Origin of the sequence: Streptomyces sp. NRRL WC-3618 (genome assembly GCF_001280005.1) — a bacterium.
Taxonomy (GTDB): domain Bacteria; phylum Actinomycetota; class Actinomycetes; order Streptomycetales; family Streptomycetaceae; genus Streptomyces.
Genome location: NZ_LGDW01000167.1, coordinates 1 through 4,689, shown reverse-complemented (window position 1 = coordinate 4,689; position 4,689 = coordinate 1). Strand labels below are relative to the sequence as shown.

The 4,689-nt window shown below is 69.0% G+C and carries 2 protein-coding genes; both read right to left on the bottom strand.

Annotated elements, in window-relative coordinates; all coding sequences use genetic code 11:
• Positions 1–908: S-(hydroxymethyl)mycothiol dehydrogenase (locus tag ADL01_RS17835; RefSeq protein ID WP_053743000.1), on the bottom strand; the 908-nt coding region annotated here is incomplete at its 3' end.
• Between the two features lie 233 nt (positions 909–1,141).
• Positions 1,142–4,369, bottom strand: a complete 3,228-nt coding sequence (gene icmF / locus ADL01_RS17830) for a fused isobutyryl-CoA mutase/GTPase IcmF (protein WP_053743001.1) — start codon at positions 4,367–4,369, stop codon at positions 1,142–1,144.
• Positions 4,370–4,689 lie beyond the last annotated feature (320 nt).

The window sequence follows — 4,689 nt, the reverse complement described above, 5'->3', positions numbered from 1 at the left end:
CGGGAGGGCAGGCAGTCGCCGTACCAGGACGACTTCAGCGAGCCGCCCCGCCCGAACACGTCGATCAGCGGGAGCTCCAGCTTCATCTCCGGCGTCGGCACCCCGACCAGGACCACGGTCCCGGCGAGGTCACGGGCGTAGAACGCCTGCTTGTACGTCTCCGGGCGGCCCACCGCCTCGATGACCACGTCGGCGCCGTGGCCGCCGGTCAGTTCACGGATCGCCTCGACGGCGTCGGTGTCCTTGGAGTTGACCGTGTGGGTCGCGCCCAGTTCGCGGGCGGTCGCGAGCTTCTTGTCGTCGATGTCGACGGCGATGATCTTCGCGGCGCCGGCCAGGTTCGACCCGACGACCGCCGCGTCCCCGACCCCACCGCAGCCGATGACGGCCACCGTGTCACCGCGCCCGACGTTCCCGGTGTTGATGGCGGCACCGATACCGGCCATCACGCCACACCCCAGCAGCCCGGCGACAGCGGCCGAGGCGGCCGGATCGACCTTGGTGCACTGCCCGGCCGCGACAAGGGTCTTCTCGGCGAAGGCGCCGATACCGAGGGCCGGGGACAGCTCGGCGTTGTGCGTGTTGAAGCAGTACCACGGACGCCCACGCAGACAGGCCCGGCAATTCCCGCACACAGCACGCCAGTTGAGGATCACGAAGTCACCGGGCGCCACATCCGTCACCCCCGCCCCCACCGACTCCACGACACCGGCCGCCTCATGGCCGAGCAGGAAGGGGAAGTCGTCGTTGATCCCGCCCTCGCGGTAGTGCAGGTCGGTGTGACAGACCCCGCAGGCCTGGATCTGGACCAGCGCCTCACCCGGACCGGGGTCCGGCACGAGGATCGTCTCCAGGCTGACGGGGGCGCCCTTCCCCCGCGCGACGACAGCACGGACCTGGTGAGTCATGGCCACTCCTCGGCTGAAACAGAACCCGGATGTTGCTCATTACGGCACACATCTCATGTGTCGCAACACAGCATCATGGAGCACCGAGCGGGGGTCAAGGATCGGGAAGCTTCCTCAGCCGGACAGCAGCCGGACTTCGGCCGGACAGCAGCCGGACTTGCGGCCCGACTGCGGCCGGACTGCGGCGGCCCCCCAGCCATCCACCCGCCGCCCCCGGCCATCCCCGGCCGTCCTCAGACGTTCCTCCGGTACTGGCCCCCGATCTCGAAGAACGCCTCGGTGACCTGGCGCAGCGTGCACACCCTGGCCGCCGCCATCAGCGCGTCGAACGCGTTGTCGCCGCCCACGGCGGCCTCCTTCAGACGGGCGAGTGCCTGCGTGGCCTCCGCCGCGTGCGCGGTCTGGAAGTCGCGGACGCGCGCGAGCTGGGACTCCTTCTCCGTCTCCGTGGCACGGGCCAGCTCGACCTCGTGGGGCGCTCCCTCGCCGCCGGGCCGACGGAAGGTGTTGACGCCGATGATCGGCAGCGTGCCGTCGTGCTTGCGCTGCTCGTACAGCATCGACTCGTCCTGGATGCGTCCGCGCTGGTAGCCGGTCTCCATGGCGCCGAGCACACCCCCCCTCTCATTGATGCGGTCGAACTCGGCGAGCACGGCCTCCTCGACCAGGTCGGTGAGCTGGTCGATGATGAACGACCCCTGGAGGGGGTTCTCGTTCATGGCGAGGCCCCACTCACGGTTGATGATCAGCTGGATCGCCAGCGCCCGCCGCACCGACTCCTCGGACGGGGTGGTGACGGCCTCGTCATAGGCGTTGGTGTGCAGCGAATTGGCGTTGTCGTAGATGGCGATCAGGCCCTGCAGGGTGGTGCGGATGTCGTTGAAGTCCATCTCCTGGGCGTGCAGGGAACGCCCGGAGGTCTGCACGTGGTACTTCAGCTTCTGGCTGCGCTCGCCCGCGCCGTACCGCTCCTTCATCGCGACGGCCCAGATCCGGCGGGCGACCCGGCCGAGCACCGAGTACTCCGGGTCCATGCCGTTGGAGAAGAAGAACGACAGGTTGGGCGCGAAGTCGTCGATGTCCATGCCGCGCGCCAAGTAGGCCTCGACGTAGGTGAATCCGTTGGCCAGGGTGAAGGCGAGCTGGCTGATGGGGTTCGCGCCGGCCTCGGCGATGTGGTAGCCGGAGATGGACACGGAGTAGAAGTTGCGGACCTTCTGCTCGATGAACCACTCCTGGATGTCGGCCATCATCCGCAGGCTGAACTCGGTGGAGAACAGGCAGGTGTTCTGCCCCTGGTCCTCCTTGAGGATGTCGGCCTGCACGGTCCCGCGCACGTTCGCGAGGGCGTGCGCCCGCAGCTCGACGGCCTCCTCCGGCGACGGCTCGCGCCCCTCCGCCGCACGGAATTTCTCCGTCTGCTGGTCGATGACGGTGTTGAGGAAGAACGCCAGGACGGTCGGCGCCGGGCCGTTGATCGTCATCGACACCGAGGTGGTGGGCGCGACGAGGTCGAACCCGTCGTAGAGCGCCTTCATGTCGTCCAGGGTGGCGACGGAGACGCCGGACGTGCCGACCTTGCCGTAGATGTCGGGGCGTTCGTCGGGGTCACGGCCGTAGAGGGTGACGGAGTCGAAGGCGGTGGACAGCCGGGTGGCCGGCTGGCCCTCGGACAGCAACTTGAAGCGCCGGTTCGTACGGAACGGGTCGCCCTCTCCGGCGAACATCCGCGCCGGGTCCTCGCCGTCGCGCTTGAAGGGGAACACCCCGGCGGTGAACGGGAAGAGGCCGGGCAGGTTCTCCCGGCGCCAGAACCGCACCAGCTCGCCGTGGTCGGTGAAGGCGGGCAGCGCGACCCGGGGAATCCGGTTCCCCGAGAGGGACTCACGGTTCAGCTTCGTACGGATCTCCCGGTCCCGTACCTTCACGACCTGCTCGTCACCGGAGTACGACGCCACCACCGCGGGCCAGTTCAGGATCTGGTCCCCGAGGTCGTGCGGGAGGCTCCGACGGGCGTCGGCGAGCAGCGACTCGACGCTCCCCGCGTCGGCCCCGGCCGCCACGAGCTCGTCCCGGACGGCGTCCAGCCGCTGCACACGCCGGGCCGCTTCGGCGAGCGACTCGGTCCGGGCGTGGTAGTTCCGGACCACCTCGGTGATCTCGGCGAGGTAGCGCACCCGCTCGGCGGGCACCACACGCCGGATGCCGGAGGAGTGCCGTACGCCGACCGGCTCCAGGGCGCCTTCGGACAGCGGCAGCCCGCGCTCGGCCAGACCGTCCCGCAGATACTGGTAGAGCGCGGTGACCCCGTCGTCGTTGAAGGTGGCGGCGGAGGTGCCGAACACCGGCATGTCCTCGGGCCGCATGCCGAAGGCCTCTCGATTTCGGACCATCTGCCGGCCCACGTCACGCATGGCGTCCTTGGCGCCGCGCCGCTCGAACTTGTTGATCGCCACGACGTCGGCGAAGTCGAGCATGTCGATCTTCTCCAGCTGCGAGGCGGCGCCGAACTCCGGCGTCATCACGTACATCGACGTGTCGACGTACGGCACGATCGCCGCGTCGCCCTGCCCGATGCCCGGCGTCTCCACGATCACCAGGTCGAACCCGGCCGCCTTGACGACGTCGATCACGTCGGACAGGTGCTCGGGCAGCTCACGGCTGCCACGGGTGGCGAGGCTCCGGAAGAAGACGCGCTGTCCGTCCAGGGAGTTCATCCGGATCCGGTCACCGAGCAGCGCGCCGCCGCCACGACGCCGGGTCGGGTCGACGGCGATCACCGCGATCCGCAGCTTGTCCTGCTGGTCGACCCGGAACCGCCGGACCAGTTCGTCGGTCAGCGACGACTTCCCCGAGCCGCCGGTACCGGTGATACCGAGCACGGGCGCGACCCGTGCAGCGGCGGCGACGCGCACCTGCTCCAGCAGCTCGGGGGGCAGCTTGCCCAGCTCCGCGCCGGTGATGGCGCGGGCGATGGCGAACCGGTCACCGGTCAGGACGGCGGCGGCGTCGACGGCCTTACTGTCCCAAAGATCAAAGCCGCAGTCCTTGACGACGGAGTTGACCATCCCGGCGAGGCCCATCCGCTGCCCGTCCTCGGGCGAGAAGATGGTCACGCCACTGCGGCGCAGCCGGGCGATCTCCTCGGGCACGATGACGCCGCCGCCACCCCCGACCACCTGGATGTGCTCGGCGCCCTGCCCGCGCAACGACTCGACGAGATACTCGAAATACTCGACATGCCCACCCTGGTACGACGACACGGCGACGCCATGGGCGTCCTCCTCCAACGCCGCGTCCACGACCTCCCGCACCGAGCGGTTGTGCCCCAGGTGGATGACCTCGGCCCCCTGGGACTGGAAGATCCGCCGCATGATGTTGATCGACGCGTCGTGCCCGTCGAACAGCGCGGAGGCGGTGACCAGACGGACGGGGTGCACGGGGCGGTGGAGATCGTTCACGGTCATGGGGACCTTCCCAAAACGCGTCGGAGGCGCGGGCTGTCGATTTACTAGGACGTCCTAATAAACAGAATACTAGGACGTCCAAGTAAATGGAGCGAGAGACACACCACCCGTGCGCCGCATCCATCAAGCCCAGGCATCCCCAGCCCGTCCGGCGCTTGAGGGCGAGGCCCCTTCAGGGCCGAAGCGGGGGTCTGGGGGCGGCAGCCCCCAGGAACGGGACGGGAAGGGGCGGCGGGGGCGAAAAACCCCCGCCAATGTGCCGCACACCATTATGCAACTAGTTGCACAACCGGTCCCCCGTCCTCTACAAAGAC